The organism is Prolixibacter sp. NT017 (assembly GCF_009617875.1).
Lineage (GTDB): Bacteria > Bacteroidota > Bacteroidia > Bacteroidales > Prolixibacteraceae > Prolixibacter.
Window position 1 is genome coordinate 1,704,088 of sequence record NZ_BLAV01000001.1, and the last position, 15,374, is coordinate 1,719,461.

Here is a 15,374-nt window from a genome sequence, read left to right on the forward strand (position 1 = left end):
ATGTTATTATCCATTCCTCGTTCTTTCCATTTCTTCTCTAAAGAAATGCTCCAGGTGATGTTTCCCGCAGTTTGGGGCCAGTTGGTCATCGGCCATAAGTGTGAGGAAGAACTCGATGGGGCCGTATGTTTTGGATGAGGTGAATGTTCTCACGAGTCCGACGGTCATCCGACGAATCCAGTCGGGGAGATGTGTAATTTTAATCGGCTTATTCCAGGCTTTCAAAGCAAGAGTTGCCAATTCGTTTTGCGATAGGTTGTCCGGGCCGCCAACGGCAATTTCCTGTTCAGCAGAGGTAATGGCATCGACACAAACCCGTGCCAAATCTTCACCATGAATGGGATTCATTTGATAGTGACCGTCTCCAAACAAATAAACCCTTCCTCCTTTTGCCATATCGAGAAAGTCGCGCATGTCTGAAAAGAAGCCGTTAGGGCGCATCACGGTATAATCGAGCCCCGACGTTTTTAATGTATCCACGAAAGCTTCCTTAGCCTGGAAGATTTTCAGGTGGCGGTATTTATCTCCATTGATGGCCGAAACGTAGATGAACTTTCGTACGCCTGCTTTCTTTGCTTCGTTGAGCAAATTCAGGTTGGCCTGGTAATCTACGTCCATGTAACTAAGACCGTCTTTTTGTCGGGTGATACCGATGGAGGATATGACGGTCGTAATCCCATCAAATAATCCTTCGAGGGTTTTGGGCTGGGTAACTTCTGCCCCTATGATTTCCCTGTTTTTTCCTTTGAGGTATTCGAGCTTTTCGGGTCGACGGGCAATGATTTTTGCCGATATACTTCGCCGAACCAATTCTTCCGCGATGTAGTGTCCAAGGTACCCGGTCGCACCTGCCAATAATACTTTTTCGGTTGTTTCTTCGGTGTTCATGTTACTATTTGTAGTCATTTTGTTAAGTCGTTTTGTTTTCCGTTTCAGCTCTTCAATCTATTCAATTTTGGAGTATATTTTCTGCGAATGTTTATGTAATTATTGAAATAATATATATTCGATTCAAAACTCTTGGTTGTCTGTACTTTTCGGATTCGCTACCAACTTACCTGGCTTTTCTTTGAAGACGGACTTGCACATGATTTTATCCTGACTTTTCCCGAAATGAGTTTATTCGCTTCATTATGAGTAATTCGGATATTAAAATCTTTTATTTTCGATTCTGCTTTGTGACTTGAGCAAGTTACTTCCCTTTTCATTCGGTCTCATTTTATTGGGCGAAAAAGAATGCGAATGAGTTGTAATTTGCTTAAAGGCGCCATGTTCGCATGTGATCTTTGTTATTGTTTATCAATTGTTTGATGAAGTTTTCGTTGCTATTCTGTCCAGTTAGGGGCGATAAACGTTCAGCCGGTGCAATTTTCCTATTTACAATAATGAAGGTGGTCAAATCCGATGTGGCAGGGAGGGGATTTTGAGCTTCCAGACTCGTCACTTGAGTTCGTTTTGTCGGTTTCAGGCAACGATAAAGTGACTCACTTTGACTGCAAGTTGTGATGAAAAGAAGTGAATATAGAATCAGAAACTTTTGCATGACGTTTGTTTTTCTGTCAGCAAAATTAGGTAGGAACCCCGTCGACATCGTCCCAATTTATAAAACGGGACTTCTTTTGGGAAAATTGATTTGTCGGCAGAATTGCTAGGGAAGTTCAGATGCGATTCTATTTACGGAAGTTTGAGCATTCAACTCGTCCCCGGTTGAGATGATCGCTTCGTGTAAGGCAATTTCCCGGTTGACAATAACGGAAATGGCCAGGCCCGGACCTGAAACAGCTTGTTTCTTTGTCTCTGCATCAATGACACAACTGTCGTCGACCGTTTTCCGACCGTGATGAAGTGCCCCGTTTTCGGTGCAGGCGGTGAACAAAAGCAGCATGTATAGAATCAGAAACTTTTTCATGACAGTTGTTCGAAGTGTACGCTGTTTGTATTAATAGACTGTCTGAAAATGGAAAAGTTACGGTTTTGGGAATTTTTTTTTGAAAGGAGGTGTGTTTTTTGCAGAGTGCCCGAAGAATGCTGATATAAAAAAAATCCCACAGAAGCTGTGAGATTTTTTAGAACTGAAAATATTGTTTCTATGTCTTCTTCACTAACACCACCTTTTGTCGTTCCTGTGTAGCGATACCCGAAAGGAAATGATTGATGGATTTGACGTCATCGGCTTTGTATTTTCCCCGGTGAATGACCACTTTCCGGGTTACTTCAATGGAGTTGTTGTCATTCTGCCCATAGGTGATTTCGTAATCACCAAATGAGGAGGACAGTTCCCTCTTTGCCGGGAGGTATTCCACCTTAAAACCGTCAGGGATGTTGATGGTCAGTGTGTCTTTGTAAGTATAGCCTGTGCGCTGATAAATGTCTAGTTGACGGTTGGTTGAAAGATGCGACGGAAAACTATTCTCGATTAAAAAATTGGTGGCGACGAACAACCGGTTCCCGGTAGGCATGGCGTAACGACTGGTTTCGCCTTTTACATTCAGCTTTGCTTTGGCCGTGTCGGCAGAAATATCCCGCATGGAAAAGTTTTGAATTGTAAGTCCGGGAACATTCAACCAGCGGGTTAAGGCATCTTTTTGTTCTTTTGCTGACAAGTGGAGGACGCCGAAAACATCTTCAAACTCGCCTTCCTCGAATTTGGAATTCAGCTGGAATGATGCAGCACCATTGCTTTGCAGGTTGACCTGAATGTGTGCGTCCCGTCGGTTCTCTTTTTCTGTATACTTCGGTGTGCGTACCAGCTTTCCTCCGTCTGCCGAAATTTGCAGGGCATAGCGGTTGGCATTGTCCAGACTGATGTAACCAAAAGGAATTTGCTGATTGGTGCATTCCAGCCAAATGGTGTCTTGATCGAGGGGAACGAATAGTATTGCATGATTCATCTGGCTGGCACCGGGAAAGTCGGGGTACTTGATTTGCTTGTAATCGCCACTGCCGATAACTGTGTAGTACGAATCGATGCCGATGGCCTTTAACAACGAGCGGGTGTAGTTACTCAGTGCTTTGCAATCGCCGTATCCTTTCGCGTCCACATCTTCAGCCATGAGCGGTTGAAATCCCCCGATGCCCAACGCAATGTTGACGTAGCGTGTCTTCTTCTGCATATACCGGTATACTGCTTTTACCTTGTCACGTTTATTCGGTATGCTGTCAGTCAGCCTGACCAGTTTTAAGATGGTCTCCTCGGGCAGTATAGTCCGATCACGGATAAGTTGGTATGTCCAGGCACCATATCCTTTCCAGGTTGCGAAATTCCCGGTTGAGCCTTCGTAAGACATCTCGTCCGGCGATAGAAGCACCGCCGGAAATACATCCATAAAATCGGGTGCGAGTCTTTCCCATTCGAGCGCTTTAAAACCTGACAGTTGCCAGTGGTAGGTGACGGCATTCTTTTCGGTCGTCTGGCTGAAGGCAAAATCATTGTTTAGCTCTTTGTGCCGCAATTGAAACTTGTCCGGTGTGATGAACGTCATTTCTGCTTTTTCCACGGAAGTGTTATAACCCGGAACCGGAACCCAGTTACCAAAGCCGACCAAATCGTTGTAATTGACTTTGTAATAGTATTCAGCGGTATATGGATAGAGCTTATACACCGGTCTGAAGAACTTAACGCGGTTGTCACCGAACAGCGTATAGCTTTCGTTGTAAGCAAAATCACGAATATCTTTATTCCGGAGTCTCTTAACGGTTTTTCCGTGCGCGTCATAGACGGTTCCACCAATCTGGGAAACGTTGGAGTTTTTGTCGTACATCACAGCGAGGTTAGCTTCGTCTCTTCCATTGCTGTTCAGAATGGTCGCAACGAAATGAACTTCCTTGCTATAGCTCCCGACGCCCGTTCGTTGGTAGGTGACCTTGTATTCCCGGATGACCGCATCAGCGTGCTTTTTCAGGGAGTCGGGAATAGAAGCAGCATCCCGGCTGCTTTGCGAAAATACCGGGATGCTGAAGAAAAGAGTGCAGAGAAAAGTGAGCAATAATGTTTTCATTAAATGTGTTTTAGTACGACCAGTTCGTGCTGTTTGTCGATCATCATTTGGAAGAATTTCTTCAGTGATTCGTATTCGCTCGGTAGAAATACACTTTTGTTAATGTTCAACGATGAACTGACAATCAGGTTGCCTCCGAGGTTCTGAATCTGGAAAACAAATTGTGCTTCATTGTTCGGAAGAACCATTTTTACCGACTTTGGTGCTTCCTGAAGCTGGTAATTGGACGGTAACCTGTAAGTCTGAACTTGTTGAATATGGTAAGGATGATCGAATTCCACCGGATACTCCCTTTTTTCGATCTTAAATGGATTCTCCTCAAAATACGGTATGACTACCGGTGTGAAGTAGAGCATATCGCCGGGATTTGACGACAGGTGGCTATCGGAAAATTTGTAGGTGAGGTTTAGGTTATGGTAGAGCGTGTCGAGACCTTTGACTTTGATTCCGTCGACATTCTGCAACTTGTTTTTATCATCCATTGCTTTGATAAAGTCTGCTGGCGAATCATATTTGCGGATTCTTTTCCTGAATTCGTAAGCGCCGTACCCCTTCAGGTTCATATTGGCCTGGCCGCTGATTGTTGCCGTGCTGTCCATCATCATCAGAACGCTGGACGTCATGGTAAAGGGCTGGTAGTTCATCAGGTTAATCCACTTGTCCTGAACATCACCAATGATTCGTCCTTTGTCGTTCAGGCAGCGGATAGGAAGCAGGTTGACTTCGGCGTCCCGGTCGGTGGCATCCATCAGGTAGGCTTTACCGTTGCTGAGTACCATGGCAACCACGTAGTTGAAACTACTGATAGATGGATGCGACGGATGAATAATACCATTGTCCTGTGTACTCAGTATGACAGGATAACTTTTGAAGCCCAGCTCGCGCAATAACCTGACAAGATTCAGGTTTACATCGGCGCAGTTTCCGGACCCATCTTTGAACGCTTTGTTCAAGGTCGTATTGGCATACTTGGTTTCGGAACCATCCCAGGCAATATGCTGTTTGATATATTCGAATGCCTGGTTCATCATTTGCACTCCTTCAGCACCGCTTTTCTTCAACTCTTCAACTGCGTCCCGGATGTAACCGGCGCTGTTGAGCTGCTTCCCGAAATATTGGTTCTCATTTAAGTTTTTATCGATGTCGGCCCAGGTTGTCGTGTAGTAGTCGATGGGTTCCCGCGGAAATTTTCTGTATTCAAGTTCGAATACCACTTTGGAAATATAATTCTCTTCGGTCCGGAGAAATTTCTCTTTCGGAAATGCCGGGATACTGTCAGCTGTATAATGGTAAATATTTTCGGTGTAGCTGAATGTCCCGGAACTCGTGTATGCCTTTTGTGAAATTCCCTCGGCTTTTTGATGATACGTGATGGTCAGTTTTTGAGCGCGTGTATCCTGGTCAAATTTCACCGGGTAGTAACCACGAAGGGTCTTGTTGTAATAGTAGTATTCGGGAATGATGGCGGTAAAATCACTGTATATCGTTGGAATGTCCCGTTGAAAATACCAGGGGCGGAGATTGAAGAAGTAGGTTGTACGAATCGTATAGTCAACTTCGATAATGGAACCAGCCTTCACATTCGGAAGGGCAAACTTAACCGTGTTCCAGTGTTCACTGGTTTCTTCTGTCATAACATCTTTGTTCTTCAGCTTGTCTTTTACCTCTTTCCCGTTTTCGAGATTATAGGTATACGCTTTCAGTGATGACAACTCTTCGTTTTGTCTTCCCTGGTAGAGTGGAATTTCGACGTTGGCGTAGTCAAATCCTTCGTTGTCGAGGATTTTGATACGGAAATGCCGGTTGATGTGTAACTGAAAGCCCGTCCGGCTACTTTCAGGTTCATCCGACCTGACATTCTTGGCCATGTATTCGAAGTCGGCTTTTCCATAGTCGAAAATGAAATAGGCATGTGCATTCGAATCGATAGGGCAGTGGGTGGCTTTGAGGTTATTAATGTCAATTTGACCAGTTTTTGGTTCTTTCTGTGCGTTGACCTGTTGGATTGCAGTCAGGAGTAGAAACAGCACAAATATTAGACTGAAGCAAGTTTTCATTATTCTTATTTTAAAGGTTAGAGGATTCCCATATTATTTGCATACATGAATTGCCCGGGCGTTTCGCGGCAGGTTATTCGTCTGGTAAAACGCAAAGCAATCTTATCAGGATACTATCCTGTTTTTATACCCTTAAAAAATAAACGATCCGACAAAGACTCACCGAATAAATGAGGCGCTGCTTCAGGTAAAAAAGAAAGGTAAAAACTGCAGGGATGGTTTGTTTGATAAGTCCTCAGGTCTCATTTTCAAAGGAATCGCAGATTTGTTTATTTTTATTGGTCCGCTTAAAGATAAAATCTTATCGCAACGGTACAAGAAATTGGCATTATGTTATTGGACAGTTGGGATTGATATGGCCGCCTGGTCTGTCGGGAATTCTAATTCCTGACTTCTCTATCAGTTTAGAAGAATTTCTAATTGTTCACATCTCACTATTCATTGCCTGTCATCTTCTCTTCAGAAACTTCCGCTTGGTTCCTCTGGAGGCATTGGTTGCATGAATGTTACCGCCTCCCCAGGTCAAACCAGAATGATGGTCGCGAAACGGCGGATTATTAATGCCCCATTCTTCAATCCCGGAGGTTTCTTTCTTTATCTGTAGAGGTTTCTTCTTTTTGCCTTTGTACGATGCAATGATTTGTTTGATCTCTTCGTCGCGTAGATGTTTATCGTACAAATAGGTTGGTATGCAAACGATAAATAGCAGGAACAGGCCGGAGTAAAACAAAAAAGCATTGGCGCTGAATTCGGCTATGATACCGATGGCCCGGAAGATCAAGAGAATACCTCCGGTGATTCCTGAAACATAAATGATGCCGGTTCTCATAGGTCAGAATTTTATATTCGTTCTTTTAAATGTACTCATCCTGACGGAGATTAACAAAATCGGAGGCTACCTGCCGGCTGCAATTTCAGCTGTGCTTTGCAACGCCGCAAACCAACGACCAATGATTTTTTGATGGTACCGGATAATCTCTTCCGCTTTCATGAAGTCATTATCGTACGTGCTGTGGGCATCGTGTACCAGGATGGTGTGGTAGTTTTTGGCAAACGCACTCCGGCAAGTGGTATCGATGCAGTATTCCGTTTGCAGTCCGGTAATGTATAGTGTGTCGATTCTGTTTTCCTGCAGAATGGAAGTCAATTCCGTATGGTAAAACGAATCAGGCGTTCTCTTATCCAGAAAATAATCGTCATCTTTTTGGGTGAGTTGGTGGCAAACGTTCCAGGCTTCGCTGCCTTCGACCAGTTCCTCTCCGGGTTTTTCTGTATGTCTGATAAAAATGATCGGACGATACTTATTCCGAAAATGGTCAGTCAGTTGGTTGATATTTTCTATTAACTCTTTTTGTCGGTAAACCGGCTCATTCTGATCAGTAAAAAAACCTTCCTGCATATCAATAACGAGAAGTGCTCCGCGATGATTGGATGGGGAATAGGAAGAATAACTGTTGGACATGTTGTAGACGAATTGTTTCTTATCCCGATAAAGCTACACATAAAAAGAACAGAACGGAAGGAATAATCCTGACAAGTTCGGCGCGAAGGATTGACTTGTTTCATTTTGCGAACTTGCCTGATCGTGTGCTATCAACTCAAAATGAGGGTGTTATTAATCGTTCTTTTAATATAATGATATAATAGGTTTCTTGATATCTGCTTAAAGAGTCAAATCCCGTTAACTGTGGCGTTAAGGAGAACTACATCCTTTATGTTCTTGACATAATAATATTAGAGTTTTATTCGTTTTTGAAATATATGGGTAGCAGGACTTCAATTAATGAAGTATTATCGATTTGTTTTTTTTACATTCCAAATCATCAAAATAAGAAGGCAAAAGGATTTTTCTCTTCTCCTTGTAACTCACGTGGCGGAGCTGTATCTACACCTTAAAAGCGGCAAAATCCCCTACGGGCGGATTAAGAAGTACTTCCGTGAAAACAGTACGTTGGTAAGTACGGGCACATCGACCAATAGTTCGACCAGCACCGATACGAAAGTAGAGAACCTGCAGTTCTATTACCATCCCGACCATCTGGGTAGTTCAAGCTACATTACGGATGCTTCGGGTGAAGTGTATCAGCACGATGAATATTTTCCTTTTGGAGAGACGTTCGTGGAAGAGCGGACAGATGCCGAATACACCAGTTACCTCTTCAACGGTAAAGAGCTCGACCAGGAGACGGGGCTGTATTACTACGGAGCCCGGTATTATGACCCGAGGATTAGTATGTGGTATGGGGTTGATCCCAAATCAGATGCCGCGATTGAATTAACACCTTATCGCTATGGTCAAAATAATCCAGTAAAAATATACGATCCCAACGGACTAGATGATTTCTTTGATTTTAATGGAAATTATATCCGCAGTTCAAAATCAGGAAGTCAAATACGTATAATGAATAATGGATCTGTTGATCAACTTACGGATTTTAATTATTCAAGACAAAATATAAGGAATAGAGATATGCTTGCAAAGGTGGCTACATATTATGCTCATAAAGCAGGCGTTTCGAAGAGTAGAAGTGTTGGAGTATTAGACGTCGATACTCAAAAAGATGGGCAAGCATTTGCAGCATATATGGTGAAATCAGATAGTTATATGATTACTGTGGATAAAAATGGTAATGTGAATCCAAGGGCTAATAATCTGTATAATATGGAAAATGCATATGTTCATGAACACGTGCACGAGGTAGATCCAACGTCAAGAACCGCTTTTGGCGAGATAAAAGCTATAACAAAACAGTCAAGTGTAATGTCTTTTTTCGATACGTCCAGTAGATTTAAAGAGGCTGCTGGTTCATATGCTGCATCTTCTCTTAATAATGCTTTATTTAATAAGGAAATAACTCCTAAACAAGCTCAAGATGCAGTGAGACAATTGAATGGAACATATTTGGGATTTTCAGTCAAACTAAAATTTACAGATGGAGCTGTACATTTTGATCTAATTAAAGATGAGATAATTGTAAAACCTTGATAGTAAATAGTATGGTGAAAATAAGAATGTTGTTATTTGGTTTATTGGCGGCAATTCTCGGATACTTTTCCTGTGTTGGAAATCCCCGTGTTCAAGGCCATAAAAGCTATTTCGAATTGCTGACGGGGGACAGTGCCAGGTACTGGGATCCATATTACACTTTTGAAAATAAAATGACAGGCAGAGGTTGGTATTTCTCTCGGGACAGTCTGTTTGTCGAATTTAATTATGCAGATAATGAGAGAAGCAAGCTCGATTATGGTGATATATACTGGGAGGGGTTTCGATTTGATATCACAGAGGATACCTTGTTCATAAAAGACTACAATGATTACGCATTTGTAATTTTAAAACTCAATGATGACAGTTTAATTGTTCGGGATGTCAGCAAGTTGGTGAGATATACTTACCTGGATACAATTCTGTTTGTCAAGTCTTATGACCAATCGACACTGCCCAAATAGAACGAAACCGAAAAGACATTTTGAGATGATGCAGTATCGTTTGCTTTTCATTCTGCTGTTTATTTCAGTAAGCTGCAAAGCCCAGGAGGCAAAAAAAGTGCAAATGGAAGGAGTTGTTGTACATGAGTACTACAAAACTTCTGCCGGGGTTTACTGTGAGGGACCAACTTATTTTATCGATGGGAAAGACACGTTTGTTCTATTCAGCAGGATTGACTATAACCAGGATATTTTAGAGCAGTATCCTGATTTACAAAAGGAATTGGGAATGGCGGAAAAGTATTTTAGTGATCCTTTTCAGATGGACTCGCTGGTGGATTTGCACTATGTGAGATTCAACAAATATCAATTTAGAGAGGGTAAGACATTTGTCGGCAGTAATGCTTTTTATCAGGACAGTCGTCCCAAGATGTTGTTTACTTTGTACCAGTTGAAAGCAACGTTTATTCGTTACTCCGGCATCTTCCGTTATGTGCTGAATACGTTTAACGTTGGCAAATCAGGGAAAGATTGCATCTGTCCGGGCATATCCTTAATGAATACGTCAAAAGATTTTCTGGTGTTGGAGAAAGTCGAAGCAGTAAAAAAACTAACAGGACAGCAGGAACAAAAAATGAATCTGAAACCTACGGGAATGAAGTCCATCGAGTTGTTCTATCCCGAATGAATCTGATTTCATGCATAGGAAAAGATATCAAATGAATAAGATACTTAATCGGTTTGGGCTGGTATTGTTGTTAGTCATTGCTGTTTTGTGGATTGTTGGAGGACGTTACATGAACAGAAGTTATCGGGAAGAAATACAGAACAAGAAGAAAATGTACTGTTACCAGCAGTATTGGGGCGTTGTCAATCCGGTCTTATTTGTGAAGAAAAAAGAGTTTATTGATTCGCTGGTAGTGTACTACCAAAAAATTGAGGCGGGGGAACCCAATCCGGTCTTCAATTTTCCACCTCTTTCATTGCCTTACGATACTTGTGTGTACGTTCTTGGTTACAAGAGAGATTCTTCCGTTGCGCACGTGGTCTGCTATGATGATTGGGGAAAACAGGGGAGTTTTGTCAAAGGATATGTCTACATCCATACGCTTCATGATTCTCCTCCGCCAAAAAAGGAAAAATAATAGCTATGCCTGAGACTGCACGATGGTTAGGCGGGTTTATTAGATGGTTATTAAAGGGATGCCGAACCAGCTTACAAGATGAAATCGAGGGGAACCTAGATGCAACTTGGGGTGGAACCTATGATACGGAAAACTATGTTATTGGACTCGGTACCATAGTAATCATATTGGGTATAGTGGTCAGGCTTGTGTTTCGATAGGTAGTCGGTTGTTAAAACAAGAACAGGGTGCAGCAAAAAAATGCTGCACCCTGTTACTTTTGTTGGGTGTGGTTCCCTTTTATATTAACCCCAAGGACACCTATGCGAAATATCTTTTGTATTAAAAACGGTACTGAAGGTTGACACACATTCTGACATAACTGCCGTTCGCGATGGTTACTTTCAGTTCCGGAGCCAGGTTCAACTGGTCGGTGAGGGCATAGTTTACACCGGCACCGATGTTCAAACCTAAGTTGCTGTCGGAAGCGGTTACGCCCGGAGTCGTGATGGTTCCGAAATTGGGATCGGTGTAGGTTGTTCCGGGAATGTCAATCTTGGCAAATGTAACTGATAAACCGGCCGCGCCGTAAACGTTCAAACCGCTGTTGTCGCTGTAAAAGATGTAATGTCCGTCAAAATCCAGCACATTCCAGTTGGCATAATTCTTTTCAAAAAAGTGGGTAAAGGCAATTCCGCCTTCCCATTGTTCGTCGAACTGGTAGACTCCGTTGATGTCAATACCAACATTGTCGATATCGGTTCCGTATACCAAACCACCGCCTACGCGCAGGTTGGATGTATCGAACGATTGGGAAAAGCCAAAAAGAGGTAAAATAATAGCAAGGACGAGGAATGCAGATTTTTTCATTTTTGTTGAATTAATATGAAACAATTAGTTGTTTGTGTCCCGTTTAGGTTTATACTCTAAACATAACGAATCAAGTTTCATATTATTGTTAATCTTAACCGGAAGAAAGCGAAATTTTCTCTGTAATATATCTTAAAGTGATTTGACATAGCCAGCAAAACCTGAAACCCTTAAATCAATGAATAATGAAAAATGGGTAGTGAATAATAAAGAGGCGAAAGTCAAAGGTCTCATGTCTAACGTCTTTCCTCTGGAGTCTTCTTTCTTAACACTTAACACTTAACACTTAACACTTTCCATAATCTGAAACCGCGTAGTTCACGCTTACACCCTATACCTTATCCCTTACACCTGGTATTTTAATTGTTCATTTCTCATTTTTCATTGTTCTCTGTCACCCCATTTTCTTCCAAACGGCAATGAAAAAGAGTATCCAGGCAATGATGAAGCTGGTTCCGCCCAATGGAGTAATGGCCCCGAGCCATTTAATGCCGGTAACGGCCAGCAGGTATAAGCTGCCCGAAAACAATGCAATACCAAGGGTCATCAGTATGGCCGACCAGCTGAGCGTCCCGGAAGGATAGTGGCGGTACAAAACACCAATAATCAGGATTCCCAGGGCGTGATAAAACTGGTACTGCACTCCGGTGTGGTACACCTGCATCATATCGGTTGCTAATCTGCTCTTCAGGGCGTGAGCGCCAAATGCTCCCAGTATCACTGCCAGTGCCATTAGTACGGCTCCGGTCATTAAGATGGATTTACTCATGTTGTTTTCCTTTTTTCATTTTGGTAACCATAACAATATGGGAGAGGTTTTGTTAGATCCGGATTTTCGAAAACTGAACCTGTAATCCGAAAATGAGAGTGGGAGAACAGGCAAGTAGAATTGGTATAGGATAAGGGTATACGGAGTAAGGTATATGGTCAGTGGTCACTTCTTAAAACTTTTCCAACAATAGTAAGGACAGTAACAGCGGAGCGTAACCTGAAACCTTTAAAACAATTAGTAATGAAAAATGAGTAATGAACAATCGAAAGACCATTCTATATCGTCTAAGGTCTAATATCTGGATTCTAATGTCTTTTTTCCAACAACAGAAACGGCGAAGCCCAACCTGAAACCTGAAACCGATTACCTTACCTTCAACTGCCTTCGGTGCCGGACCAGCGTTCCGAAAAAGAGGACAACCATCACGAGAAACGAAGCCAGTGCAAAGATTGACAGGAGATGCAGACTTTTATCGGTGACGCCGTCGCGGAAAACGCTCTTGATTTGTGTTCCCGAAATAATGGCACCGAAATATCCGAATGTCCGGTACAGGCCGAAGGATACGCCCGTCTTGGCTTGCGGAACTTCCACGCTAATCATCGCCTGGTTGACAATGCCGTTGACTCCTGCTGCTACCCCGGTCAGCATGATGACGCCGACGAGTATCCAAACGGGAACAGCCTCGTGAAGGTAGAATAATCCGGCCCAGGCCAGCCCCATACTGATAATGCCCACCAGGTTCATGCGCAGGTATTTGGTCGACCGCGAGATGTAGATTGCGGTAACGCCCGACATCACCGACATGGGAAACATGATGAGTCCTGTTTGCGATGGCGACATCATCTTCACCGCTTCCACCCATTGCGGCATGGCGTACAAACTCAGGTAAAGAATGTAGGTAGTGGCGGTGGTGCGGACGTACACCCAGAATAACGAAGGCTGGTTCCACAGGAGTTTTACATCGAGGAACGGATTGCGCTGGCGGCTTTCATGCCAAATAAGCCACACCAGTGCTACAACAGCCGTAATTGGGTAGGCAAGGTTTAACGGGCGCTGCGTTAAAACAAACATGGCGGAGATGAGAAATACAGCCATCAGGGCTACGCCCGAAGCATCAATCTTTTTCAGCAACGGAACGGACCGGGAATCTTTCTTCTCTATAGACGGAATTTTCCGGGAGAAATAAAGCGCATTGAGTACCCACGGGATGTTGATGAGGAAAATTCCCTGCCAGCCGAGCCAGTCGGTCAGGAAACCACCGAGAATTGGACCGAGCACCATGCTCACCTGGTTGGCGACGGAAATAATTCCCAGCACTCTGCCGGGTACGGCACGTTGCTGACTTTGATACCGGTGCGAAACAATGGCGATGGCCGACGGGTAGGCAGCTGAAGTTCCGAATCCAAGAATAACCCGCGATACGATGAGCCAGGCAAATGAAGGAGCCAGCGCGCCGATAAGAGCGGCTATGAACACCAAAATAAATCCCAGCCGGTTGATGATTTTGGGATTGTAAATGTCGGCCAGACGCCCCATGAGTGGCTGCCCGATAGTGGCCGCGACATACAGGGGCGTAATGAGGTAAGCCCCGGCGCTGACGTCGCGTGAAAACTGGTGACAAATGGTCGTCAGGGCAGTGGCCAGCATGGTCGAGTTAAGCGGATTCATCATGGTTCCCAGCACCAGCGGGAACAATAATTTTCCGTCTAACTGCTCTTTGTCGGTGGCTTCCTCCATGTTAGCCTTTCTGCGAAAGCTTGTTCAGAATGTCCGTCGTGGTGCCCGATTCACCGATGCGCGGGAAGATGTATTGCAGGCTGTTGTTGTGTGCTTCCAACACCCGGTCGGTCATGGCATCGGTGGCAAAGCTGACGTTGTAGCCCAGCTCGGCGGCGGCACGGGCCGTTCCTTCCACACCGATGCTGGTCGAAACACCACCCAGAACGATACCGGTGACGTTGCGTTTTTGCAACTCGTCATAAAGTTCTGTTTCGAAGAAGGCGTTCCAGGTATGTTTGGTGACGAAAATGTCATCCGGCCGGGTAGGGACCTCATCGACAATCTCGGTAAAGTTGTCCGGCATCTTCGAAGCGGGCATCTGGGCTTCTTTCCGCGAACGGGTCCACGCTGCGCCACCCGGGTTTACGTTGACAATCACGACCGGCAATCCGGCATTGTGAAAGCCATCGACGAGGACGGATGCATTTTTCAATACACCTTCCAGCGGATGCGCTTTGTCACCGGCCAGAATTCCTTTCTGCAAATCAATCAGCACAAGGGCTGTTTGTTGATCCAATTCTGTAATCATGTGATGTGTGTTTGTGTTTCTGTGTTACTCAAACAGCGGTTGATGGCGGGATGTTCGGTGTAACGGTTGAAACCATGGATTAGCTAAGGCGGTGCACATAAAAAAAGCCTCTGGAAGAGAGGCTTTCATATCTTATTTGTGAGCTGTTAGGAGTTATCCTTTTTTGGTATAGGCAATCCTTCTGGAAGCTTTTCTCATCAGTTTATTTACCAAATCTTCTGTTGAGCTACCCAGTGAACCGGAAACAGCTTTGTTATAGTTAACCAGCAAATCGTTGTCGGCTCCGTTGTAGATGGAGAGGTTCAGGACCGCTTTATTGGTGGTTCCCCAAAAACCTACCAATACCCCCAGTACGACGGAAGCACCTTCAGACATGGGTTTATTGGTCTCGAAAGTACCCATAACAACGGCGTCAACTCCCAATGCTTCAGCAATTTCTTTTGGGGTATAACCATCCATATTGTCGTAGGTAATGCCTGCTTTTTTCAACTTGGCATTGGTAATGGCCGGGCTTTGCACTTTTACGGTTAACTCGCCGCGTTTTTCTCTTTTCAGGAACCAGGAATACATAGCCGACTGTACACCTTCGCCTTCCGATACTTCCATTTTAGCCAACTGGTCGGGTTTCATGTCCTTCATCTGTTTTGGCCGCAATTTGACGGTCGATTTGAAGGGCACGACGGCAATCATCTTCTGGTTTTGAGCAATCTTATCAAAATTCGGATTTTCGTACAGATGTGTCTGTGAGAATGCTGCCAGGCTCACGAACATCGCGAAGGTAAAGACAAGTAGTTTTTTCATTTTTTTTGATTGATA

The 15,374-nt window shown here is 43.9% G+C and carries 15 protein-coding genes; 4 read left to right on the forward strand and 11 right to left on the reverse strand.

What is annotated here, in order from left to right:
- Positions 1-6: 6 nt before the first annotated feature.
- The 6 genes from GJU87_RS06985 to GJU87_RS07010 form a co-directional block, all read right to left on the reverse strand.
- Positions 7-906 carry an SDR family oxidoreductase gene (locus GJU87_RS06985; protein ID WP_228491888.1) on the reverse strand — a complete coding sequence of 300 codons (900 nt, stop codon included), beginning with the start codon at positions 904-906 and terminating at the stop codon, positions 7-9.
- Positions 907-1,648: 742 nt separating this feature from the next.
- A complete protein-coding gene (locus GJU87_RS06990; protein ID WP_153638870.1) occupies positions 1,649-1,909 on the reverse strand; it encodes a hypothetical protein in 261 nt (86 codons plus the stop codon).
- 178 nt (positions 1,910-2,087) lie between these two features.
- Complete coding sequence (locus tag GJU87_RS06995; RefSeq protein ID WP_153638871.1) at positions 2,088-3,998, reverse strand: DUF3857 domain-containing protein; 1,911 nt, start codon at positions 3,996-3,998, stop codon at positions 2,088-2,090.
- Positions 3,998-6,055 (reverse strand): DUF3857 domain-containing protein, encoded by a 2,058-nt coding sequence (locus GJU87_RS07000; protein ID WP_153638872.1) that lies wholly within the window; start codon positions 6,053-6,055, stop codon positions 3,998-4,000. Before GJU87_RS07000 ends, GJU87_RS06995 begins: the two co-directional genes overlap by 1 nt.
- 448 nt (positions 6,056-6,503) lie before the next feature.
- The gene (locus tag GJU87_RS07005; RefSeq protein ID WP_153638873.1) at positions 6,504-6,884 is read right to left on the reverse strand and encodes a hypothetical protein; all 381 of its coding nucleotides are present in this window, start codon (positions 6,882-6,884) and stop codon (positions 6,504-6,506) included.
- 66 nt (positions 6,885-6,950) lie between these two features.
- Positions 6,951-7,517, reverse strand: a complete 567-nt coding sequence (locus GJU87_RS07010; protein ID WP_153638874.1) for a cysteine hydrolase family protein — start codon at positions 7,515-7,517, stop codon at positions 6,951-6,953.
- 321 nt (positions 7,518-7,838) lie between these two features.
- Here GJU87_RS07010 and GJU87_RS21335 point away from each other — a divergent pair, with 321 nt between their 5' ends.
- From GJU87_RS21335 to GJU87_RS07030, 4 genes are read left to right on the forward strand one after another with little or no spacing between them, the layout of a single operon-like run.
- Positions 7,839-9,041 carry an RHS repeat-associated core domain-containing protein gene (locus GJU87_RS21335; RefSeq protein WP_194831470.1) on the forward strand — a complete coding sequence of 401 codons (1,203 nt, stop codon included), beginning with the start codon at positions 7,839-7,841 and terminating at the stop codon, positions 9,039-9,041.
- Between the two features lie 11 nt (positions 9,042-9,052).
- Positions 9,053-9,505, forward strand: coding sequence for a hypothetical protein (locus GJU87_RS07020; RefSeq protein ID WP_153638875.1), 453 nt, complete (start codon positions 9,053-9,055; stop codon positions 9,503-9,505).
- A 25-nt stretch (positions 9,506-9,530) separates the two neighbouring features.
- Positions 9,531-10,172 (forward strand): hypothetical protein, encoded by a 642-nt coding sequence (locus tag GJU87_RS07025; RefSeq protein WP_153638876.1) that lies wholly within the window; start codon positions 9,531-9,533, stop codon positions 10,170-10,172.
- A gap of 31 nt (positions 10,173-10,203) precedes the next feature.
- Complete coding sequence (locus GJU87_RS07030) at positions 10,204-10,629, forward strand: hypothetical protein (RefSeq protein WP_153638877.1); 426 nt, start codon at positions 10,204-10,206, stop codon at positions 10,627-10,629.
- Positions 10,630-10,950: 321 nt separating this feature from the next.
- Here GJU87_RS07030 and GJU87_RS07035 read toward each other — a convergent pair whose 3' ends face one another.
- From GJU87_RS07035 to GJU87_RS07055, 5 genes are all read right to left on the reverse strand, one after another.
- Positions 10,951-11,478 carry an outer membrane protein gene (locus GJU87_RS07035; protein WP_153638878.1) on the reverse strand — a complete coding sequence of 176 codons (528 nt, stop codon included), beginning with the start codon at positions 11,476-11,478 and terminating at the stop codon, positions 10,951-10,953.
- Between the two features lie 394 nt (positions 11,479-11,872).
- Positions 11,873-12,247: a DUF423 domain-containing protein gene (locus tag GJU87_RS07040; protein WP_153638879.1), complete on the reverse strand. Its 375-nt coding sequence runs from the start codon at positions 12,245-12,247 to the stop codon at positions 11,873-11,875.
- 366 nt (positions 12,248-12,613) lie between these two features.
- The gene (locus GJU87_RS07045; protein WP_153638880.1) at positions 12,614-13,987 is read right to left on the reverse strand and encodes an MFS transporter; all 1,374 of its coding nucleotides are present in this window, start codon (positions 13,985-13,987) and stop codon (positions 12,614-12,616) included.
- Between the two features lies 1 nt (position 13,988).
- The gene (locus tag GJU87_RS07050; protein ID WP_153638881.1) at positions 13,989-14,558 is read right to left on the reverse strand and encodes an isochorismatase family protein; all 570 of its coding nucleotides are present in this window, start codon (positions 14,556-14,558) and stop codon (positions 13,989-13,991) included.
- 153 nt (positions 14,559-14,711) lie between these two features.
- Positions 14,712-15,359, reverse strand: a complete 648-nt coding sequence (locus tag GJU87_RS07055) for a hypothetical protein (protein ID WP_153638882.1) — start codon at positions 15,357-15,359, stop codon at positions 14,712-14,714.
- Positions 15,360-15,374 lie beyond the last annotated feature (15 nt).

Excerpts from the sequence above, each read along its gene's own strand:
- GJU87_RS06985 (WP_228491888.1), bottom strand. The coding sequence starts at position 906 with ATGACTACAAATAGTAACATGAACACCGAAGAAACAACCGAAAAAGTA.
- GJU87_RS06990 (WP_153638870.1), bottom strand. The coding sequence starts at position 1,909 with ATGAAAAAGTTTCTGATTCTATACATGCTGCTTTTGTTCACCGCCTGC.
- GJU87_RS06995 (WP_153638871.1), bottom strand. The coding sequence starts at position 3,998 with ATGAAAACATTATTGCTCACTTTTCTCTGCACTCTTTTCTTCAGCATC.
- GJU87_RS07000 (WP_153638872.1), bottom strand. The coding sequence starts at position 6,055 with ATGAAAACTTGCTTCAGTCTAATATTTGTGCTGTTTCTACTCCTGACT.
- GJU87_RS07005 (WP_153638873.1), bottom strand. The coding sequence starts at position 6,884 with ATGAGAACCGGCATCATTTATGTTTCAGGAATCACCGGAGGTATTCTC.
- GJU87_RS07010 (WP_153638874.1), bottom strand. The coding sequence starts at position 7,517 with ATGTCCAACAGTTATTCTTCCTATTCCCCATCCAATCATCGCGGAGCA.
- GJU87_RS21335 (WP_194831470.1), top strand. The coding sequence starts at position 7,839 with ATGAAGTATTATCGATTTGTTTTTTTTACATTCCAAATCATCAAAATA.
- GJU87_RS07020 (WP_153638875.1), top strand. The coding sequence starts at position 9,053 with ATGGTGAAAATAAGAATGTTGTTATTTGGTTTATTGGCGGCAATTCTC.
- GJU87_RS07025 (WP_153638876.1), top strand. The coding sequence starts at position 9,531 with ATGATGCAGTATCGTTTGCTTTTCATTCTGCTGTTTATTTCAGTAAGC.
- GJU87_RS07030 (WP_153638877.1), top strand. The coding sequence starts at position 10,204 with ATGAATAAGATACTTAATCGGTTTGGGCTGGTATTGTTGTTAGTCATT.
- GJU87_RS07035 (WP_153638878.1), bottom strand. The coding sequence starts at position 11,478 with ATGAAAAAATCTGCATTCCTCGTCCTTGCTATTATTTTACCTCTTTTT.
- GJU87_RS07040 (WP_153638879.1), bottom strand. The coding sequence starts at position 12,247 with ATGAGTAAATCCATCTTAATGACCGGAGCCGTACTAATGGCACTGGCA.
- GJU87_RS07045 (WP_153638880.1), bottom strand. The coding sequence starts at position 13,987 with ATGGAGGAAGCCACCGACAAAGAGCAGTTAGACGGAAAATTATTGTTC.
- GJU87_RS07050 (WP_153638881.1), bottom strand. The coding sequence starts at position 14,558 with ATGATTACAGAATTGGATCAACAAACAGCCCTTGTGCTGATTGATTTG.
- GJU87_RS07055 (WP_153638882.1), bottom strand. The coding sequence starts at position 15,359 with ATGAAAAAACTACTTGTCTTTACCTTCGCGATGTTCGTGAGCCTGGCA.